The following is a 19,875-nucleotide window of genomic DNA, read 5'->3' as shown; positions in this document are numbered from 1 at the left end:
ACAAGGGAGCGGCGGTTCCCTTCCGAATGCAGAATACACCATAAGGAGAGTATAATTATGATCAGCAAGACTTTAACCGTAGTAAATCCATCCGGCTTACACTTAAGACCAGCAGGCGTTCTGTCTCAGACTGCTATGAAGTTTAAGAGCGATATCACCATCGAGTGTGGTGAGAAGAAGATCGTTGCAAAGAGCGTATTAAACGTAATGGCAGCAGGCATTAAGTGCGGTACAGAGATTACTCTGATCTGTGACGGAGAGGACGAGCAGGCAGCTATGGATACCTTAAGCCAGGCAATCGAGAGCGGTCTGGGCGAGATGTAATTTTTTTTCAGATGTAAAAGGAGCCGTTCCACCGGATGGGTGGGCGGCTCCTTTTTAGTATCAGCATGTTGTGCGGCGTGTTTGTTTACTGTATTTCCACTACCGTATAGTCCTTATCCTCTACGGCCTTTTTAAGCACCTCATCTGCAACAGCCTCGTTTAAGGTCACGACGGCAGTTCCGTTTTCGTGGCTGACAGCCGCCTCGGCTACCTGAGGAAGAGCCTCCAATGCCTTCTTTACAGCTGCCTCACAGTGGCCGCACATCATTCCTTCGATTTTCATTGTCTTTGTCATAGAAGTATTCTCCTTTTCGTTGTTAATAGTTGTATCAGCAGCAACCGCATCTGCGGTTACAGGATGCTTTAGCGGTTTATCCTTTCTGGCGCTTCTTACCGGAAAAAGATTGAGCCTTAAGGCGTTGGAAACCACGCAGAAGCTGGAAAGGCTCATGGCAGCGGCTCCGAACATAGGATTCAGCTTTAAATGAAAGAGCGGGTACAGTGCGCCGGCTGCCAGGGGGATCCCGATCACATTGTAGAAAAAGGCCCAGAACAGATTTTCATGGATATTTTTAAGGGTCGCTCGGCTGAGGCGGATGGCCGCAGGAACGTCTAAGAGGCGGCTTTTCATCAGAACTACATCAGCCGCGTCGATGGCTATATCGGTTCCGGCTCCTATGGCAATTCCCATATCAGCCCTTGTAAGAGCGGGAGCATCGTTGATCCCGTCGCCTACCATGCAGGTTTTGCCCTTTTTCTTTAAGGTGCGGATCACACTTTCCTTCCCTTCGGGGAGAACGCCTGCGATTACCTCGTCCACTCCGGCCTGGCGGCCAATGGCTCTGGCTGTCCGCTCATTGTCTCCTGTGAGCATTACCACATGGATTCCCATGTTTTTAAGCTCCTTGATTGCCTGTGGGCTGTCCTCCTTGATGGTGTCTGCCACGGCAATGATACCTGCAGGACGATCATTTTCCGTAAAGAGAAGCGGTGTTTTGCCCTCCTCAGCCAGCGCTTCGGCCTGCTTTTTCATATTTTGTGAAATGGGCGTACGGCTGCTGATAAAGGAAAGGCTTCCTCCGGTAAGTACATGGTGATCTCTGGTGCGGACAGCAGAAAGCCCGTTTCCGGGAAGTGCCTTAAAGTCTGTTACAGCCTCAGGCTCCATCTGGTTTTCTTCGGCCCGCTTTAACACGGCTTTTGCCAGAGGATGTTCGCTTTTGGCCTCCAGGGCGTGAGCCAGGGAAAGAAGAGAGCCGTCTGTATAGCCGTCTGCGGGAACGATATCCGTTACCTTTGGCTGTCCCTCTGTGATGGTGCCTGTCTTATCCAGGGCAATGATCTGCATCTTTCCTGTTTCTTCCAGAGAAACAGCCGTTTTAAAGAGAATTCCGTTTTTGGCGCCCATTCCGTTTCCGACCATAATGGCTACGGGGGTTGCAAGTCCCAGTGCACAGGGGCAGCTGATGACAAGTACAGAGATTCCTCTTGCCAGTGCAAAACCCAGACCTTGGCCTGCAAGGAGCCATACGATCGTGGTAATAATGGAAACAGTGATAACTGCCGGAACAAAAATGCCGGATACCCGGTCTGCTGCCTTGGCAATGGGAGCTTTGGTGGCAGCAGCATCGCTTACCATCTGTATGATCTGGGAGAGGGTGGTATCTTCTCCTACCCGTGTGGCCTGGCAGCGTAAAAAGCCAGACTGGTTGGAGGTAGCGGCAGATACCCGGTCACCCTGTGATTTGTCAACAGGGATGCTTTCTCCTGTAAGAGCAGATTCGTTTACTGCGCTGTTTCCTTCTAATACAATACCATCTACGGGTATATTTTCTCCGGGACGTACAACGAAAATATCCCCGATTTGTACCTGGTCGATGGAGACTTCTGTCTCAGCTCCGTTTTTTATAAGCGTGGCCGTCTTGGGAGCCAGTTTCATAAGGCCTTTTAGGGCGTCGGTGGTGCGCCCCTTGGAGCGTGCCTCCAGCATCTTGCCTACGGTGATCAGGGTGACGATCATAGCGGCGGACTCAAAATAAAATTCATGCATATAGGTCATGACGCCGTCCATATCGCCCTGAAGCTGTGCTCCGGTCATGGCAAAAAGGGCATAGGTGCTGTAAACAAAAGCGGCTGTGGAGCCTAAGGCTACCAGGGTATCCATGTTGGGAGAGCCGTGAAACAGGCTTTTAAAGCCGTTGATAAAAAATTTCTGGTTGATTACCATTACAATTCCTGTAAGAAGAAGCTGCAAAATCCCTACTGCAACGTGATTATCTGCAAAAAATGGGGGCACCGGCCAGCCCCACATCATATGACCCATGGAAAAATACATGAGGACAATGAGAAAGCCTGCGGAACAGAGCAGCCTTTTTTTCAGTATGGGAGTTTCATGGTCAGCCAGCATATCTTCGTTTTCAGATGTCCGGGCAGAAGCATGATCCGATATGCCCTTTTCAGATGCGCCGTATCCTGCCTGCTCTACCGCGGCTATGACAGCCTTTGGATCTGCGTTTCCTTCTACGCCTATGGAATTTGTCAAAAGGCTCACGGAACAGGAAGTAACGCCGGGGACGTGATTCACGGCTTTTTCCACCCGGGCGCTGCAGGCCGCGCAGCTCATGCCGGTTACGGAATATTGTTTCATAAGCATCAATGCCTCCTTTATTTCATCAGTTTCTGCAGGGTGTTCATCAGTTCGTCGATTACCTGATCGTTTCCTTCCCTGATATCATTTGCAACGCAGGTGTGGATATGGCTGGAAAGAAGGGTGCGGCTGAAGCTGTTGAGAGCAGCGGTAACGGCGGCTGTCTGTATCAGTATATCCGGGCAGTAGGCATTTTTTTCAACCATGCTTTTGATGCCGCGCACCTGTCCTTCGATCCGGTTTAAGCGATGTATAAGATCTTTATATTCTTTTTCGGAACGCTCTTTTGTCTTATGGCAGCTGCATGCTGCTGGATTTTTTGCTTCCATATAAGTCCTCCTGTCTGATACGGGATTGGGATGAGAATATACCCTGGTGGGGTATAGTGACATTATATACCCTGATGGGGTATGTTGCAAGAGGAATATTAAAAAAATATAACAAAAGCTGTCGTTCCTCTTACGATTTTCTCAGGGACATTGAGAGGAAAGAAAAATATGATATGTTGGGATCAGAAAGGAAAGGAGGAGAAGAGCATGAAAAAAAGATTTGTGGGATTATTGGCGGTGGTGCTTGTCCTGTTTGGGTTTACAGCCTGCGGAGGCGCTGCTTCCGGTGCAGCTGCGGATAAAATGGAGATAGCTGAAACGATGGCTGTCAGTCCTCCGGCAGCTGCAGGAGGACATATGCCGGAAGCTCCTGCTTTGGAAGAAACAGAACGGGAAACGGGAGAAACGTTAACATCCCGGTCTCAGACACGAAAGCTGATCCGCACGGTAGAACTTCAGATGGAGACAGGAGAATTTGACGCGTTTCTTCAGGCGGTCGGGGAAAAGACAGAGACTTTTGGGGGATATACGGAGCGGTCAGATGTGATGGGAAAACAGGCAGATTCCGAAGGAAATCCCATTTTGCGTACTGCCAGCTTTACAGTCAGGATCCCGACGGGCCGTCTGGATGAATTCATTACAGACCTGGAAGGAAAAGGAAGTATAGTGAATCGTTCGGAAAACACAGAGGACGTTACCCTTCAGTACAGTGATATTGAGAGCAGGAAAAAGACGTTGGAAATGGAGCAGGACAGGATCTGGGCTCTTTTGGAAAAAGCTGATACTCTGGATGCAGTGATCGCCTTGGAAAAACGGCTGTCTGAGATCCGCTATGATCTGGAATCCATGGAATCCCAGCTGCGCTTGTATGATAATCAGGTGGAATACAGTATTCTGCGTTTGGATCTGTCAGAAGTAACAAATTACAGTCCCACAGAGCCTCAGACCATATGGCAGAGGATCCGCACTGGATTTGTGGAAAATGCCCACAGGGCAGCAGGTTTGTTTTCTTCTCTTTTTGTAGGGATCATAATATCGGTTCCGTTTTGGGTTCCTGCGGCGGCGATTCTTTTTATCTTTTACTTTATAGGCCGAAAATATGCGAAAAAACATGGGGAAAAGAAGTGAATTTGCAGTTTGGACCATTTTACGGTATAATGGACTCCTATTTAATTAAAGGAGGACATGTCTGCCCATGGCATCATTTACGAAATTTGCAATCTTGAAAGTGTTCGGGGATCTGGCAGCTTCCAGACCGGTAGATAAAATTACGGTAAAGGATATTACAGATCAATGCGGTATTTCCAGAAATACGTTTTATTACCATTATCAGGATATTTACCAGGTGCTCAAAGCCTATGTCCAGTATTCGGCTGAGCATGTGATCGAGCTGATGGTAGAGGATGAGGGGGAGGATGGTAAGGCAGGCTTAAAGGAAATCCGGTATCTGGAAGCCAACAGAGAGCTTTTATGCAATCTGTATCGCTCTGCTGCCAACGAGGAGGTCAGAAACTGCCTGCAGTCTGCCAGCCAGATTATTTTTGACCGCCTCATTGAAAGCGTATCTCAGGGAATGGAGGTACAGGCAGAGGATAAAAAGATACTCAGTGCGGTGTGCCAGTATACGGTTCGGGGGATCATGACCAGCTGGATGGAAGAGGACGGAATGCTGAACGGGGAAACACTGGAGCAGGTTTTGGTCCGCCTGGACTATTTGTTTAAAGGGGCCATAAGAGAAGCGTTGATGCGGAGCGCGTCCAGAGAACAGGGGCTTCTGCCAGAAAGCAAAATGTTGTAAAGCAAGTCTGCTGTAAATTGTGAAATAAAAGTAAAAAATAGTACACATATGGGTCAAATGCACAAATTTTGTGCATTTGATTTTATTTTGCCTATTGTCAATTAGACAAAAGTCCATATAATGATTAATGGTAAAGGAGATGAAAAAAATGCCCACAGAGAAATTCATGAATCTGGGTGATTACAAGAAACAGGCAATCCTGGATGCAATGCGCGCAGAATTCATGACTACGCCTTACTCGGAGATCCGAATCAGCAGCCTGATCAAGCGGGCAGGCATATCCAGAGCCAGTTTTTATCTGTATTTCCAGAGCAAAGAAGATTTGTTTACCTGTATGATGCATCAACTGAGAGAGCGGCTGGTGCAGGGGCTGGTAGAAGCCTTCCAGGAACAGAAAAGTTCATTTGATGCGTCCATGAGCCGGCTGGTAAACCGGATTATGGATGATGAGATCTACAGAGACTGCTGGGAGTTCTGCAAGCGGGTGATGGAGGATGGGACCTGCAGAGAGGTGGCAGCCTGCGCAGAGCGGGAATATGACAAAGAAAACCTGCGGGAAAAGACAGAAAAGAAATGTTATGAGGCCATGGATCATTCCGGATATCCAGGGCTTGATACGGAAAAGCTGCGGTATGCCATCGGCATGGGGATGCTGGTGATCCTCAGGATATCCATGCTGTATCTGGATCATGCGGCAGATCCGAAAAGGCTGAAGGAGATGGCAGCCAGACAGTTTGCCATACTTGACAGAGGAATCCGGGATTAAAATCGTGCATAAAAGAAAGGAAGGCAGAAAAAATGAAAAAAAGCAGCAAAAGACTGATCGCAGGAGCGGTAGTCCTTTTAGTGGCAGCAGGGTTTGTATTTAAACTGGTGTCCGGCAAAGAGGAGGCGCCGCAGTATGAAACACGTCCTACGGTAGCCATACAGACACCTGTAACAGGCGATATTACACTTTATACGGAGCTTACAGGAACGGTAGAGCCTGTATCCAGAGCCGTTGTCATGCCTAAGATCAGCGGTGAGATATTAGAGGTAAATTTCCAGGCAGGCGATACAGTGCAGGCCGGTCAGGTGCTGTGTAAAATTGATTCCGATGCATTAAGGACCATGGAGCTTCAGATGCAGTCCGCATCCGTAGCCGCAGATACGGCAGCCAGAGAACTGGCACGTCTGCAGCCCTTATTTGACGGCGGCTTTGTTTCACAGCAGCAGTTCCAGCAGGCTCAGGATTCGGCGACCAGCGCCCGTCTGGCCTATGAAACGGCAAAGACCCAGTATGATCTTCAGTTGGAATATACCACAGTGACCGCTCCTATCAGCGGTGTGATCGAGAGCAGAGGAATCGAGCTCCATGATCACGTAAGTCCGTCTGCGCCCATCTGTGTGATCTCCGGCGGCGGCCAGCTTCAGGTCAATTTCGGAGTAACCGAGAAGGTAATGAAAAATATGAATGTAGGCGATGCTTTGACAATAGAAAAGAACGGAAGCACTTATGAGGGAAGTCTGACTGAAATAGGAGCCATGGTAAATGCCTCCGGCTTATACGATGCCAAGGCAGCTGTCAGCCAGGGAGCCAGCCTGACAAACGGTGCCAAGGTGAAGCTGACCGTTGTAATGGATCGTGCAGAAGGCGCGATGACGGTTCCTGTAGATGCAGTTAATTATGATGACGGTCAGGCTTTTGTATACTGCTATGAAGACGGCGCTGCTAAAAAGGTAATGGTAGAGGCCGGTATCTATGATTCACAGAATATGGAAATTATTTCCGGACTGGAAGCAGACAGCCAGGTGATCGTAACCTGGAGCAATGAGCTGGTAGACGGTCAGCAGGTGCTTTTAGATGACGGACAGAAAGAAGAGAGCAGCGAAGGAAATGCGGATCAGGAAACACCTGCCGCAGAGTCAGAGAAAGCAGGTGAATAAGGAATGGTTAATATTACTAAATTTGCGGTACGCAAGCCTGTAACCATTATCATGTGCCTGATCACCATTGCATATTTCGGTCTTCAGGCCCTGATGGGGACAAAGGTAGAGCTGACGCCGGAGATGGAGCTTCCGGTTCTGCTGATCAGTACCGTATATGCAGGCGCCACCCCGGAGGATATCAATGACCTGGTAACAACAAAACAGGAAGATGCCATTACCTCATTGGACGGCGTTAAAAATATATACAGCTTTTCACAGGAGAATGTTTCCATCATTATGGTGGAGTATGAGTTCGGAACCAATATTGATACCGCATACATCAACCTGAAAAAAGCCATTGACGGCACCAAGCGGGATATGCCGGAAGATGTGGAAGAGCCCAATATCCTTGAGATGGATATGAATGCGGCTCCTGTTATGACCCTTGCAGTGGGAGGGCAGGTAGATGGAAATCTCTATACATATGTAGAGAACAATGTGCAGCCGGAACTGGAAAAATTAAGCTCAGTCGGTGAAGTTTCTCTTTCCGGCGGACAGAAGGAATACGTAAGCGTTTGTCTGGATCCGGAAAAAATGGCCCAGTATAATTTAAGTCTTTCTACTGTGGGCCAGCTGGTAGGCGCGGCAGATTTTGCCGTTCCTGCAGGCGATGTAAACGTAGGAAAGCAGGAATTAAATGTCAGTGCAGGCAACGATTATGATGATGCGGAAAGTCTGAATAATATTGCAATCCCTCTGGCAGACGGCAGTGTGATCCATCTGTCAGATATTGCGACTGTTTCCCAGACACTGGAAGAAGAAAATTCCATCGGCCGTTATAATGGAAGGGACGTTGTATCCATTGCCATTAAAAAGCAGCAGAGTTCAACGGCCATTGATGTATCAAAGCAGGTAACAAGGCAGATTGAAAAGCTGAAGGCAGCCAATCCGGGACTGGAATTTACGGTTGTAAATGATTCCAGCGATATGATCAACGAATCCATCGTCAACGTATACCAGACCATGTTCATGGCTGTTATCCTGTCCATGTTTATCCTTTGGCTGTTCTACGGAGACCTGCGCGCTTCCGTTATCGTTGGTACCTCTATTCCTATTTCTATCATGCTGACCTTGATCGCCATGAGCTTTATGGGATTCTCGCTGAACGTTATTTCATTGACTTCTCTGGTTCTGGGCGTAGGTATGATGGTAGATAACTCCATCAACGTACTGGACGGATGTTTCCGCGCAAAGGAAAAGATGAATTTCTACGATGCGGCCATCGAGGGAAGCCGTGTTATGATCAATTCCATCATCGGCGGTACAGCGACCACCTGCGTTGTATTTATCCCGCTTTCCCTGTTGAGCGGTATGTCTGGACAGCTGTTCAAACAGCTCGGATTTACCATCGTATTCAGTTTGATCGCATCTTTATTCTCTGCCGTGACCATCGTGCCTCTGTGCTATTATCAGTGGCATCCGATAGAGAAAGAGAAGGCTCCTGTAGCGGGCTTTATCCGCGGCTGTCAGGAGTGGTACCGTGCACATATGCCTTCCATCATTCCAAAGACAGGTATGATCATCGGCGGAAGCCTTCTGCTTTTGGTGGCCTCCTTCGGCCTTGCTTCCCAGCTTAGAATGGAGCTGATGGTAGCGGTAGACGAAGGCATTGTGGATATGGAGATCAAGACAAAACCAGGCCTTTCCATTGCTGCAGTAAATGAAGCAGTAGCTGAGGTAGAGCAGCTGGTAGCACAGGACGAGGAGGTAGACCATTATCTTCTGACCTACGGAGCCAGTGGTCTGAGCATGGGAGGAAGCGGCGTTTCTCTGAGTGCGTATTTAAAGGATGACCGTAAGCTTTCCACAGATGAAGTGATTGATAAATGGACCAGAGAGATTGAACATTACACGAATGTATCGGTTACTCTGGAACAGGGAAGTACCAGCGGTTCTTCCAGCAGCAGTACGAACGAGATCGAGGTAGACTTACAGAGTACGGATTATGACGCATTAAAACAGGCGTCAAATGAGCTGGTAACAGAGCTTAGAAAACGCGATGATGTTATGCAGGTACATTCATCCATTGAAAATGCGGCGCCTATTATTAAGGTAAAGGTAGACCCGGTTGCTGCTCAGGCAGAAGGTCTTACCCCTGCATCCATTGGTTCCATGCTTTACAGCAACTTAAGCGGTATAGAGGCAGCTACGATGAGAGTCAACGGCGAGGACATTGACGTAATTGTAGAATTTGCTCCGGACCGGTATGATTCTATTGAAAAGCTCCAGGGAATGATGATTCCAACAGCCACAGGAACGGTTCTTCCGTTGGAAGATCTGGCAGACATTGTGTATGAGGACAGCCCGCAGCAGATCGCGCGTAAATCAAAGCAGTATCAGGTGTCTATTACCATGCAGCCCCAGTCCGGACTTAAGGATGAGGCGAAGGCAGCTGTCAATGAGTTTGTGCGTAACTGGGATATGCCAGAGGGAGTGGAAATGGCTGCCAATGCCACAGATGAGAGCATGGTCGAGGAGATGTCCGCTCTGGGAGGTGCGCTGATTACCGGTATTTTCCTGGTATTCGTAGTAATGGCAATCCAGTTTGAGTCGCCAAAGTTCTCACTTATGATCATGACAACGATCCCGTTCGCTCTGATCGGTTCCTTTGGACTGCTGTTCATCGCAGACAGCCCCATCAGTATGGTATCCATGCTGGGCTTCCTGATGTTAGTCGGTACGGTTGTAAATAACGGTATCTTATATGTAGATACGGTCAACCAGCTTCTTCTTGAAATGCCTCTGGATAAGGCTCTGGTAGAGGCGGGAGCAATCCGTATGCGCCCGATCATGATGACAACCGGAACAACGGTTATTTCCATGCTCCCCAATGCGTTTGCTTATGGTAAGTCAGGTGCCATGATGCAGGGTCTTGCCCTTGTAAACGTAGGCGGTCTGATCGCGGCTACGATCCTGACTCTGGTTCTTCTTCCTACCTATTACAGACTGGTTCACAATATGGGCAGAAAGGCCATGGGAGAAGGCGGACTGGAGATTGCAGACTGATCGAGCCATCACTGCAGTTTGAAATGAATTAAATAAAGAAATGATAAAATGAAGCAGCCGTTCCTGCGTGTTCCGATTTGATTCGGGGGCGCGGGGGCGGCTGTGTTTTGCTAAAATGGATGTCGTTAGAGTTATTTTGCTCTTGTATTTTCCGGCAGGCAGTGATAAAATAAAAACAAATTATAAGAATTGTTTTTATTTTGAAGGGAGATGCGGTATGCCAAAGGTGGCCTATTCTGAGGAAGACAGAGAACGCATTCGGGCGAAACTGATCGCAGTTGGACTTGAACTGATGGCAGAGCAGGGAATCCAGCATACAACCGTAGAACAAATCTATAAAAAAGTTGGTATCTCGCGTACGTTTTTCTATTCCTTTTTTGCTGCAAAAGAGGATTTGATCGTTGAGACATTATATCTGCAGCAGCCGAAGATCATTGCATATGTGAAACAGTTAATGGCTGATCCTGCTTTGAGCTGGCGTGATGGGGTCAAGCACTTTCTTTACACCTGCTGTTATGGAGAGAAAAACGGGATCGCTGTTTTAACGATTGAGGAACAGCAGCTTATTTTCAGGCATTTATCAAAGGAAAGCTATCAGACGTTCCGAAAAAAGCAGCTCCGCCTTTTTGGAGAAATATTGGAAAACTTTGGGATAAAGGCGAATGTAGAAAGGATCCATCTGTTTACAAATCTGAGCTTGACCGTGATGGTTATACGCAGAGCCATTCCCGATACACTTCCTTTCTTTGTTCCGGAAGCTGCGGATGAAACGGTTGATTTTCAGCTGAATGCCATTGTGGATGCCCTGGAAAAATTAAAAGAGGAAACGAACATATAAAAGATTCAGGAGGAAAAAGATTATGGGATTTTTTGGAAAACTGTTTAAAGGCCCTGAGGTTGACATGGAAAAGAGCAATGCAAATGCAAAGAAAATGCGTCTGCTGTTTGACCAGGCCGTAGAGGGAGGAAGCGGTTACAGGTTGATTTTTGGATATACCGAAGATGTAAGCCGCTTTAATTATGGATTCGTTCACGGGAGCAAAACAAAGATCGGAAATTTAATTGTGGGCTGGAATGAGGCAAACCAGACAATCGTGGTCGTTCCGACGGTTCCCGATCTTTCCGGCTGCGGCGATCCGACATACTACCGCCGTTCTGAGATTTTAAAAGCATACAGGAATAAGTATCCCACCGATGCCTTTATCATTTACCCGGACAAAAAGGGCTATATCGGCATCAATGCCTATGACTGGCTGGAAGATGAAAAACTGTATGTTTATGTATCGCAGGCCGATGAACTGGCTGCGTTTACAGACTTTTTTATGAACCGTTTTGCAAAAAAGTGAGGAAACTATGAAAACACGGATTCACAGCACACTGCCCTAGGAGGCGGACGGATTCTTCTTCATGCGCAGTGCAGGGCAGCGGGTATGAAAAGCAAGGGTATGTCCGCCGGGGAGAAATCGATTTTGATGAAGAATGCCCTCATATATGGATGGGGAAGGAGATTGGGGGGAGAGAGGGCATAGTGCTCTTTACCCCCGATACTCCCTGCAGCTTTCCCTTCCTGCAATATAAAACGGAAAGCTGATTTTCATCGGCAGGGTATGGCCGCCTTCGATTCGGTCGATGAGTGTTTTTGCGGCCATTTTTCCCATCTCTTCGATGGGGATGTGGACCGTGGTGAGCATGGGGGTCAGATACTGGGCCGTATCAATATCATCGATACTGATAATGGAGATATCCTCCGGTATCTGAAGTCCGTGCTCCTTTACGGCACGCATGGCCCCAATCGCGGTCATATCGTTAGAGCAGAACCAGGCTGTGGCATCGCAGTCTCTGTCGAACAGGATATTGGCTCCCTGGTATCCTCCTTCGGAGGAGAGCTTTACATTGCTGATATATCCCTTTAAAATAGGGATTCCTGCATGTTCGAGAGCCCGGCAGTATCCGTTATAGCGCTCTTCTTTATCTGTTTCGCCGATATAGGCGATTTTTTTATGTCCAAGTTCAATGAGACGGCTGACTGCAGCATAAGCGGCCTGACCGCCGTCGCAGATGATCTGGTCATATTTGGCGTCCAGGCTGTTGAGTCCGGCATACACAACATACTTAAAATACTGTTTTAAAAACTTTAACAGCTCTTTATCGCACCGTCCCAGGACCGCTACGCCGTCTGCCTGATTGTCTTCAATGAGGCGGAAGGTGCTGGGATGATGGATATCAAAGGCGGAAAAGGTATATTTTAATATATAGCCGTGGCGGAACGCCTCTTTTTCGATGCTCCTTGCAAGAGGAGTAAAGAAGCTGTCAGCGGCTCCATCCTCTACTCTGGCAAACAGGCAGGCAAGCGAGCGGGATAAGGGTTCTTTCTCAGTGGAAGAGCCTTTTTTTAGTTCCCTGGCTGTATGATTTGGGGTATAGCCGGTGCGCCGGACGATTTCCCAGATTTTGTCCTGAACCTCTTTCCCGGCCGGAGATTTGCTGCTTTTATTGATTACCCGCGATACGGTGGAAATGGATACGCCTGCCTCGGCAGCGATTTCCTTCAGTGTCATGCGATTTCCTCCTTACCCACTGATGCTATGATGTAAGTATACATGATAAAAACACAAAAAAATAGAGCCAAACGCAAAAATGAAAGAAAAAATAAGAGAAAACAAGGCAAACGTTTGGGTAAATAGGCAGTGACTATTTTGTACAACATGATATACTGAAACAATAAGAAACAGAAATGATTTGGCAAAGACGACAAAAATAAGAGCCAAAAATAAAAAACAGGAGGAAAAATCATGGCTTCTGATGAAAACAGGAAGAAAGATCATGCGCAGCGGGATATCATCAGCCGTATCCCCAACTGGGGCTGGCTGCTTATTTCCTTTCTTGCAGCGATGCTTCTGTGGAAATGGCTGTCTGTGAATCCGACTACGGCCCGCAGCTTTCCCTTTGCGCCGGAGGTGCTGGCGTCCCTGGGTACCATGATCGAGCGAGGCGTACTGTGGCAGGATTTCAGCAGCAGTAATGGCATTGTCCGTGACAGCCTGCTCCGGCGGAAGTTCTGCTCCTGAGACAAAGGCTCCGGAGTCTGCGGAGGCATCCAAGGCAGAGGAAACGTCCAAGGCTGAAACTGAAAAGGAGACAAAGGCAGAAGAGGAAAAGACAGAGGCAGCGGCAGAGGCAGAGCCCATTACATTAAATATTGCATATATGCCAAACTATGGAAGCCTTTGGTCTGTGGCGGCAGCACAGGCTCAGGGATTCATGGAAGAAGAAGGAATTAAGCTGAATCTGGTATCCTTTGCAGATGGCCCTACCATCATTGCGGCGATGGAGTCCGGCAGTATTGATATCGGCTATATCGGACAGGGCGCACACAAGCTTTGTGTCAACGGCCAGGCCAAGATTTTTGCATTGTCCCATATTTCCAACGGCGACGCTGTGATCGGCGGATCAAGTGTGAAGACCATGGAAGATTTAAAGGGTAAGAAGGTGGCTTATTCCTCCGGTACATCCAGTGAGGATATTTTAAATAATACACTTACAAAGGCCGGTATGACCATGAGCGATATCCAGGCCGTTGATATGGACGCATCCGGTATTGTTACGGCAATGATTTCAGGCGGCGTAGATGCCTGTGCTACCTGGTCTCCAAACAGCTTAAAGATCATGGAAGAGATTCCGGAGGCAACCAAGCTGGCTGATAATATGACCTTTAAGAATACTACCGTTTCTCTGGCAAGCTGGATCGTAACTCCAAAGTATGCAGAGGAGAATCAGGATACCATCCTTCGCTTTACAAAAGCGCTCTTTAAAGGAATGGATTATGCGGCAGACGATCACTATGAGGAGACTGCAAAGGCAGTTGCCGATATTACAAAGACAGATGAAGCAAGCGTATTTGACCAGAGAGGCGATGCAGACTGGCTGACCGGAAAGGAAGTATCAGAAGGTGCAGCAGACGGAACCGTAGAGAATTACTACAAGATCCAGCAGGAGAATTTCATTGCCGGAGGACAGGTGGAAAAGGAAGTTCCTGTAGCAGATTATGTAATGCTTGACAATATGATCGAAGCAGGTAAGTAAAAATCATTGCAGGGAGCGTCATGGGGGCCGGTTGGGGCGCCGGACGCTCTCTTTATGGCGGAAAAATGGCAGAAGGGCCGGCGTGACAGGGAAAGGAGCAGTTATGAAACACGACTATTACAGCTATACAAAAGAGCAGCTTTTGGAAAATCCAAAAATGAAGCTGTTTTGCTTGGAGGATAATGCTGCTGTATTTAAACAGATGGCAGAGCAGATGGCAGAAGAGATCAAAGCTCATAATGCAGAGGGAAAGCACACCGTCTTTATCTGTCCGGTAGGGCCGGTGGGGCAGTATCCGTATTTTGTGGATCTGGTAAATGAGCAGAATATCAGTCTTAAAAATGTATGGTTTATCAATATGGACGAATATCTGGATGATGAGAAGCGCTGGGTGCCGGAGGATCATCCTCTGAGCTTTCGGGGCTTTATGAACCGTACCGTATATGACAGGATACGCCCAGAGCTTGTGATGCCCAAAGAACAGCGGGTATTTCCGGATCCTTTTGATACGGAACGGGTCCCAAAACTGATTGAAGAGCTGGGAGGCGTGGATATTGCCTTTGGAGGAATCGGCATTAACGGCCATGTGGCTTTTAATGAAGCAGATGCGTCGCTGACCAATGAGGGATTTCTGGCTCAGAAGACCCGTGTGCTTGCAATTACCCCTGAAACACGGACGGCCAATGCCATCGGAGATTTTAACGGAGCTCTTGAGGATATGCCTCATTACTGCGTAACCATTGGTATTTATGAGATCGCTCATGCGAGAAAAATCCGTCTGGGCTGCTTTAGAAACTGGCATCGGGCAGTGGTGCGGAGGGCCGCATACGGTGAACCGTCCTCTGATTTTCCCGTAAGCCTGCTCCAGAGCCACCCGGATCTTACCCTTACCTTTACGGATTATGTGGCAGCTCTGTCTGACTGAGAAGAAAGGCAGGTTGGTTTATGAGGGACAATGTACTGGTTGTTCATGGAGGAGGGCCTACGGCAGTGCTGAATGCATCGCTGTACGGCGTACTTCTTGAAGCAAGGGAAAGCGGCGCAGTGGGCGCAGTTTACGGAGCCATCGGCGGAAGCGAGGGAATTTTAAAGGAACGGTTTTTAAATCTGTCCCGGTTTCCTGAAGAAGAGCTGAAAAAGCTCCTTACCACGCCGGGAACTGCCATTGGCTCTTCCCGATATGCGCTGGAGGAGGAAGATTATAAGGCAATGGAGGCCATTTTCCGTAAGCACCATATCCGATATGTGCTTTTTAACGGGGGAAACGGCACGATGGACGCCTGCGGAAAGCTGGTGAGGGCTTTAGGTCCAGACTCAGATATCCGGGTGGCAGGAATCCCAAAGACCATTGATAATGATATCGGCATTACAGATCATACTCCGGGCTACGGCAGCACGGCCCGGTATATAGCCAGAACAACGGCTGAGATAGGGGCGGATGTGAAATCTCTTCCCATTCATGTGTGTATTTTAGAGGCCATGGGGCGCAATGCAGGCTGGATTACAGCGGCCTCAGCTCTGGCGAGGAAAAAACACGGGGATGCGCCGCACCTGATCTATCTTCCGGAGCGTCCTTTCAGGGAAGAGGAATTTCTGGCAGATGTGAAGGAGCTGTATGACAGGCTGGGCGGTGTGGTTGTGGTCGCCAGCGAGGGCTTAAAGGATGAAAGCGGAAAGCCTGTCGTGCCTCCCATTTTCCAGACAGGCCGTTCCGTCTACTACGGAGACGTGGGAGCTTATCTGGCAGAGCTGGTGATCAAAAAGCTGGGAATTAAGGCCAGAAGCGAAAAGCCGGGGCTTTGCGGCAGAGCATCCATCTCCCTTCAGTCCCCGGTGGACCGTGAGGAGGCGGTGCTTGCAGGAAGAGAAGCCTTAAAGGCTGCAATGGAGGGCTGTACAGGCATTATGATCGGATTTGCGCGCAGGGAGCAGGAGAAATATGAGGTCCGCCCCATCCGTATTCCGGTGGAACAGGTGATGCTTACAGAACGGACTGTTCCGGCTTCCTATATCAATAACAGGGGAAATGATGTGACGGATGCCTTTGTAAGCTGGTGCCGCCCTCTTACCGGAGAGGAAATACCGGACTATATTGATTTTCAGGAGATATACAGGGAAAGAAGAGAGGACAGAGAATGAAGCATATCTTTTTAAATCTGAAGCGTTTTGATGTTCCAAAGGAGTATGGCGGCGTAAACGCTATTGCTGCCGTGAAGGACTGGGGTTCCTATATTGTGGAGCAGACTCAGAAGGGGCTTATGGAGTATGGAACAGAGGATGTGGAATTTGCCATGTTTTTCCCCGAAGCCCACATACTCACAGCTGCAGGGACTCTCTGCGAAGGCAGTCCGGTAAAGGTAGGCTGCCAGGGAGTATTCCGCCAGGATACGGCAGTGGGGGGGAACTTCGGAGCCTTTACTACCAGCCGCACAGCTAATGCAGCCAGAGCTTTGGGATGCAGTTATGTGCTCATCGGCCACTGTGAGGAACGAAAGGATAAGGCAGGGATCCTTGCAGCGGGAGGAGGAGCCCCGGCAGCTGTAAACGGAATATTAAATCAGGAAATCAGAGAGGCTGTACGGGCTGGTCTGAAGGTGCTTTACTGCATCGGAGAAACTTCAGAGGAGCAGCCCAGGTGGCAGGAGGTTTTAAGGACGCAGCTGGAGGAGGGATTAAAGGATGTGGACAAGAGCTGCGTAACCATTGCATATGAACCTGTATGGGCTATCGGGCCGGGAAAAATCCCGCCGGATAAGGAGTATATCCAGAAGATCGGAGCATTTGTAAAAGAGATTACCGGGGACATGGATGTGGTTTACGGAGGCGGATTAAAGCAGGACAATGCCGCTATGCTTGCCTCTGTTCCGGATATGGATGGCGGACTGATTGCGCTGACCCGTTTTTCAGGTGAGATCGGATTTTATCCGGAGGAATATCTGGAAATCGTAAAGCTGTACCTGACAGCAGAAAAAGCTTAAAGCATTTGGGAAGGAGAGTTTTTATATGAAAGTATCATTTGAATACGGGCAGGGCATGGTAGATGCCGTTCTGCCGGATTCTACAGACATTTTTATCCCAGGGGAGACGGTGCCGGATCCGCCCTGTATTCCGGAAGATAAATTAGAAGAGGAAACCTTAAAATCCATCCGCAACCCTATGGGAATGCCGCCTTTAACAGAGTTAGCCCACAAGGGTTCCAAGGTGGTCATTATTTTCCCGGATATTGTAAAGGGAGGGCTTCAGCCCACGGCTCACCGGAAGATTTCCATTAAGCTGATCCTTCAAGAACTGTACTCTGTGGGGGTAGAAAAAAAGGATATCCTGTTGATCTGCTCCAACGGCCTTCATCCCAGAAGTACGGAAAAGGAGATCCGCGATATCCTGGGGGAGGAGTTGTTCCACGAATTCTGGTATACCCACCAGATCATCAGCCATGACAGCGAGGATTATGAACACATGGTTGATCTGGGAACGACAGACCGGGGAGACCCTGTTCTTATGAATAAGTATGTGTATGACAGTGATGTGGCGATCCTTATCGGCCATACCCAGGGAAATCCTTACGGCGGCTATTCCGGAGGATATAAGCACTGTTCTACAGGAATTACCCACTGGCGTTCCATTGCATCCCATCATGTGCCTCAGGTTATGCACCGGAAGGATTTTACCCCGGTAAACGGCCACTCCCTTATGCGGACCAAGTTTGATGAGATCGGCCAGCACATGGAAAAATGCATGGGAAAGAAGTTTTTCTGCTGCGACGCGGTTTTGGATACGTATTCCAGACAGATTGAGATCAACAGCGGCTATGCAAAGGTGATGCAGCCACACTCCTGGATTACGGCCGACAAGCGGACCTATATCCCCTGGGCTGAAAAGAAGTATGATGTAATGATTTTCGGCCTTCCACAGAAGTTCCATTACGGCGACGGCATGGGAACCAATCCTGTTATGATGATGCAGGCCATTTCCGCACAGGTAGTGCGCCATAAACGGGTCATGAGCGATCACTGCGTGATTATCTGCGCTTCCATCTGCAACGGCTATTTCCATGATGAGAGATGGCCCTATATGAGAGAGCTTTACGATATGTTCCAGAAGGATTACATGAATATCCTGCCGGATTTAAACCGCTACGGCGAATATTTTGCCACCAATGAGGAATATATCCGCAAGTACCGCTACTGCAATGCCTTCCATCCGTTCCACGGCTTTTCCATGATGAGTTCGGCCCATATTGCAGAAATGAATACGTCGGCAATTTATGTATGCGGTGCCCAGGAACCCGGCTATGCCAGAGGAATGGGTCTTAAGACCAGAGCCACCATTGAGGAGGCTCTGGAGGACGCAAAGAAAAAATTTGTAGGACCAAACCCAAATATATTGGCTCTGCCAAAGACCTTTAAGCTGGGAGCAGTCCATTTGATGATGAAGGAGGGAGATCCATGTCTTTAATTCCCCTGCGGCCTCTTTTGGAGGCTTCCATGAAATACGGCTTCGGCCAGGGAGCATTTAACGTAAATGCGGTTGCTCAGGCAAAGGCAGCCATAGAGGTTCATGAAATGTTCCGCTCTGCAGCTATCCTGCAGGGGGCGGATCTGGCAAATGGCTTTATGGGAGGAAATACGGATTTTATCCACGCTACTCTGGAGGATAAGAAGATCGGAGCCAGAAATATTGCCGGCGCAGTAAAAAAATATGCTCAGACAGCAGCCATTCCTGTGGTGCTCCATCTGGATCACGGCAGAGACTTTGACTCCTGCGTGGCAGCCATAGAGGGAGGCTATACCTCTGTCATGATCGACGGCTCCTCCCTTCCCTTTGATGAAAATGTGGAGCTGACCAGAGAGGTCGTAAAATACGCTCATGCCAGAGGCGTCAGCGTAGAAGGAGAGCTGGGAGTTCTGGCCGGTGTGGAGGATCATGTGTTTGCAGCTTCCTCCACCTATACGAATCCATTGTCCGCAGTGGAATTTTTCCAGAAAACAGGGGTAGATGCACTGGCGATTTCCTATGGAACCATGCATGGAGCCTCAAAGGGGAAAAATGTAAAGCTCCGTAAGGAAATCCCGGTGGCAATCCGTGAGTGTATGAACCATCTGGGGATTTTTGGGGCTCTTGTTTCCCATGGCTCATCTACCGTTCCCGGATACATTGTAGATGAAATCAACGCTCTGGGAGGGGAGCTTGCAGATACCCACGGTATTTCCATTGAGCAGTTAAAGGCAGCGATCCGCTGCGGCATTAATAAGATCAATGTGGATACGGATATCCGTTTGGCTGTGACGCGCAATATGAAGGAGCTGTTTGCAGCCCGGCCAAAGCTTCGCACCAGTCCCTCAGTAGGAGGAATTTATGAACTTCTGGAGAAAAAGAAGGATCAGTTTGATCCAAGAGTATTCCTTCCTCCTATTATGGACACAGTGATGTACGGTGTTGTAGAGGATGAGGATCGGGCAGCCATTGTGGACTGTATCGAACGGGGTGTGAAAGAGGTTGTGGGGACTCTGATCGTAGAGTTTGGCTCCTTTGGAAAAGCGCCTCTTGTGGAGCAGGTATCTCTGGAAGAAATGGCAGAGCGCTATCGGAAAGCGGGAATTTAAAGGTACAGGTTAAAAGAGCTGATGCTGCGGCAGAGAGAAGCGTTTCTCTCTGCCGTATTTTATACAGCTGAGAGAACAGAAGCGGTTTTTGCGACAATTTTTGCGACACTTCCTTTA

At 48.6% G+C, this 19,875-nt stretch carries 18 protein-coding genes; 15 read left to right on the top strand and 3 right to left on the bottom strand.

Features of this window, described 5'->3' with window-relative positions; translation table 11 throughout:
- The first annotated feature begins 57 nt into the window (after positions 1 to 57).
- Positions 58 to 324 carry an HPr family phosphocarrier protein gene (locus tag WKT10_RS10155; RefSeq protein ID WP_176253632.1) on the top strand — a complete coding sequence of 89 codons (267 nt, stop codon included), beginning with the start codon at positions 58 to 60 and terminating at the stop codon, positions 322 to 324.
- 85 nt (positions 325 to 409) lie between these two features.
- On the opposite strand, the gene WKT10_RS10150 is transcribed toward WKT10_RS10155, so the two are convergent.
- Both WKT10_RS10150 and WKT10_RS10145 read right to left on the bottom strand, forming a co-directional pair.
- A complete protein-coding gene (locus WKT10_RS10150; RefSeq protein WP_340277010.1) occupies positions 410 to 2,971 on the bottom strand; it encodes a heavy metal translocating P-type ATPase in 2,562 nt (853 codons plus the stop codon).
- Between the two features lie 17 nt (positions 2,972 to 2,988).
- A complete protein-coding gene (locus tag WKT10_RS10145) occupies positions 2,989 to 3,300 on the bottom strand; it encodes a metal-sensing transcriptional repressor (protein ID WP_340277008.1) in 312 nt (103 codons plus the stop codon).
- A 207-nt stretch (positions 3,301 to 3,507) separates the two neighbouring features.
- Here WKT10_RS10145 and WKT10_RS10140 point away from each other — a divergent pair, with 207 nt between their 5' ends.
- The 7 genes from WKT10_RS10140 to WKT10_RS10110 all read left to right on the top strand — a co-directional run bounded on the left by WKT10_RS10140 (position 3,508) and on the right by WKT10_RS10110 (position 11,418).
- Positions 3,508 to 4,428, top strand: a complete 921-nt coding sequence (locus WKT10_RS10140; RefSeq protein WP_340277006.1) for a DUF4349 domain-containing protein — start codon at positions 3,508 to 3,510, stop codon at positions 4,426 to 4,428.
- A 67-nt stretch (positions 4,429 to 4,495) separates the two neighbouring features.
- A complete protein-coding gene (locus WKT10_RS10135; protein WP_066549341.1) occupies positions 4,496 to 5,098 on the top strand; it encodes a TetR/AcrR family transcriptional regulator in 603 nt (200 codons plus the stop codon).
- A 148-nt stretch (positions 5,099 to 5,246) separates the two neighbouring features.
- The gene (locus WKT10_RS10130) at positions 5,247 to 5,864 is read left to right on the top strand and encodes a TetR/AcrR family transcriptional regulator (protein WP_340277004.1); all 618 of its coding nucleotides are present in this window, start codon (positions 5,247 to 5,249) and stop codon (positions 5,862 to 5,864) included.
- 32 nt (positions 5,865 to 5,896) lie between these two features.
- Positions 5,897 to 7,024, top strand: a complete 1,128-nt coding sequence (locus WKT10_RS10125) for an efflux RND transporter periplasmic adaptor subunit (protein ID WP_340277002.1) — start codon at positions 5,897 to 5,899, stop codon at positions 7,022 to 7,024.
- A 3-nt stretch (positions 7,025 to 7,027) separates the two neighbouring features.
- A complete protein-coding gene (locus WKT10_RS10120; protein WP_340277000.1) occupies positions 7,028 to 10,072 on the top strand; it encodes an efflux RND transporter permease subunit in 3,045 nt (1,014 codons plus the stop codon).
- Positions 10,073 to 10,289: 217 nt separating this feature from the next.
- Positions 10,290 to 10,910 carry a TetR/AcrR family transcriptional regulator gene (locus tag WKT10_RS10115; RefSeq protein ID WP_337433927.1) on the top strand — a complete coding sequence of 207 codons (621 nt, stop codon included), beginning with the start codon at positions 10,290 to 10,292 and terminating at the stop codon, positions 10,908 to 10,910.
- A gap of 22 nt (positions 10,911 to 10,932) precedes the next feature.
- A complete protein-coding gene (locus WKT10_RS10110) occupies positions 10,933 to 11,418 on the top strand; it encodes a hypothetical protein (protein WP_066549327.1) in 486 nt (161 codons plus the stop codon).
- A gap of 189 nt (positions 11,419 to 11,607) precedes the next feature.
- On the opposite strand, the gene WKT10_RS10105 is transcribed toward WKT10_RS10110, so the two are convergent.
- Positions 11,608 to 12,630 (bottom strand): LacI family DNA-binding transcriptional regulator, encoded by a 1,023-nt coding sequence (locus WKT10_RS10105; protein ID WP_340276998.1) that lies wholly within the window; start codon positions 12,628 to 12,630, stop codon positions 11,608 to 11,610.
- Positions 12,631 to 12,864: 234 nt separating this feature from the next.
- Between WKT10_RS10105 and WKT10_RS10100 the strand changes: the two genes are divergently transcribed.
- From WKT10_RS10100 to WKT10_RS10070, 7 genes are all read left to right on the top strand, one after another.
- Entirely contained in the window at positions 12,865 to 13,140 is a 276-nt protein-coding gene (locus WKT10_RS10100; protein ID WP_340276996.1) for a hypothetical protein, read from the top strand.
- On the top strand, positions 13,094 to 14,155 hold the full coding sequence (locus tag WKT10_RS10095; RefSeq protein WP_340276994.1) for an ABC transporter substrate-binding protein: 1,062 nt from the start codon (positions 13,094 to 13,096) through the stop codon (positions 14,153 to 14,155). The genes WKT10_RS10100 and WKT10_RS10095 overlap by 47 nt, the downstream gene beginning before the upstream one ends.
- Before the next feature lie 103 nt (positions 14,156 to 14,258).
- Positions 14,259 to 15,080 carry a glucosamine-6-phosphate isomerase gene (locus tag WKT10_RS10090; protein WP_337433912.1) on the top strand — a complete coding sequence of 274 codons (822 nt, stop codon included), beginning with the start codon at positions 14,259 to 14,261 and terminating at the stop codon, positions 15,078 to 15,080.
- 20 nt (positions 15,081 to 15,100) lie between these two features.
- Positions 15,101 to 16,294, top strand: a complete 1,194-nt coding sequence (locus tag WKT10_RS10085; RefSeq protein WP_340276992.1) for a diphosphate--fructose-6-phosphate 1-phosphotransferase — start codon at positions 15,101 to 15,103, stop codon at positions 16,292 to 16,294.
- A complete protein-coding gene (locus WKT10_RS10080; RefSeq protein WP_337433910.1) occupies positions 16,291 to 17,133 on the top strand; it encodes a triose-phosphate isomerase family protein in 843 nt (280 codons plus the stop codon). The genes WKT10_RS10085 and WKT10_RS10080 overlap by 4 nt, the downstream gene beginning before the upstream one ends.
- 25 nt (positions 17,134 to 17,158) lie before the next feature.
- Positions 17,159 to 18,610, top strand: a complete 1,452-nt coding sequence (locus WKT10_RS10075; RefSeq protein WP_340276990.1) for a lactate racemase domain-containing protein — start codon at positions 17,159 to 17,161, stop codon at positions 18,608 to 18,610.
- Positions 18,601 to 19,758: a class II fructose-bisphosphate aldolase gene (locus tag WKT10_RS10070; protein ID WP_340276988.1), complete on the top strand. Its 1,158-nt coding sequence runs from the start codon at positions 18,601 to 18,603 to the stop codon at positions 19,756 to 19,758. Before WKT10_RS10075 ends, WKT10_RS10070 begins: the two co-directional genes overlap by 10 nt.
- The last annotated feature ends 117 nt before the right edge of the window (positions 19,759 to 19,875 follow it).

Origin of the sequence: Enterocloster sp. HCN-30185, assembly GCF_037890305.1 — a bacterium.
GTDB lineage: Bacteria > Bacillota > Clostridia > Lachnospirales > Lachnospiraceae > Enterocloster.
Note: the sequence above shows the minus strand (reverse complement) of the source record. Positions and strands in the feature narration are given on the sequence as shown.